Here is a 1217-nt window from a genome sequence, read left to right on the forward strand (position 1 = left end):
TCTGGTGCCAGCGCTCGATCTTGCCCTGGGTCTGGGGATGCATCGGGGCGCTGCGGACGTGGCTCATCTTGTTGGCCTCGATATATTCCGCCAGTTCGCCGGCGATGTAGCTGGGGCCGTTGTCGCTGAGCAGCCTTGGCTTGTGCAGCACCGTGGCGTGATCGCAGCCCGATGCGGCCAGGGCGAGGTCGAGCGTGTCGGTCACGTCCTCGGCTCGCATGTTGGTGCACAGCTTCCAGGCGATGATGTAGCGCGAGAAGTCGTCGAGCACGGTCGACAGGTACATCCAGCCCCACCCGATGATCTTGAAGTAGGTGAAGTCGGTCTGCCACATCTCGTTCGGCCGGATGGTCTTGGTATGGAACTGATCGGCGGCCTTGATCATGACGTAGGCCGGGCTGGTGATCAGATCATGGGCTTTGAGTAGCCGGTAAACCGTGGCTTCCGACACGAAGTAGCGCTGCTCGTCGGTGAAGCGCACGGCCAGCTCTCGGGGGCTCAGCTCGGACTGTTCCAGCGCCAGCTTGATGATCTGGTTGTGGATCTTGACCGGGATGCGGTTCCACACCCGGCTCGGCGCCGATGGCCGATCTTCCAACGCTTCCGGTCCGCCTTCGAGGTAGCGGTCGTACCAGCGGTAGAACGTTCGGCGGGGAATGCCGAGCTGGTCCAGCGTACGCTTTGCCGGCAGGTGCGCCTGCTCGACGATCCTGATGATCTCGAGCTTTTCGGATGCGGGATACCTCATTCGTCGCCTTCCCCATCCGCGATCATGCTTTTTTTGAGCAGACGGTTCTCGAGCGTCAGGTCGGCCACGCATTCCTTGAGCGCCCGGGCTTGGCGGCGCAGGTCCTGCACTTCACCGGTGGTTGCAGCACGAGCGGTGTCCCCGGCCAAGCGGCGCTTGCCCGCTTCCATGAACTCCTTCGACCAAGTGTAATACAGGCTCTGCGCGATGCCTTCCTTACGGCACAGCTCGGCGATGCTGTCCTCGCCGCGCAGGCCTTCCAGCACAATGCGGATCTTGTCCTCGGACGAGAAGTGCCGGCGGGTCTGCCGCCGGATGTCCTTTACCACCTGCTCTGCAGGGGCTTTCGCCGACGATTTTACGTGGGAGGATCGGGGCTTCATCTTCGTTCCTTCGTCAATGCGACGAAACCCAGATCCTCCTTAAATCACAACCTCAAATCTGTGCCATTGGTGCTGACGGAGGACAT

1 pseudogene is annotated in these 1217 nt (G+C 61.5%); it reads right to left on the minus strand.

The features are described 5' to 3' along the window. Positions 1 to 1131, minus strand: a pseudogene (locus ACZYTC_RS34220) (IS3 family transposase); the annotation flags it as partial. Positions 1132 to 1217: the final 86 nt, after the last annotated feature.

It is taken from the genome of Labrys sp. F242, assembly GCF_057813875.1.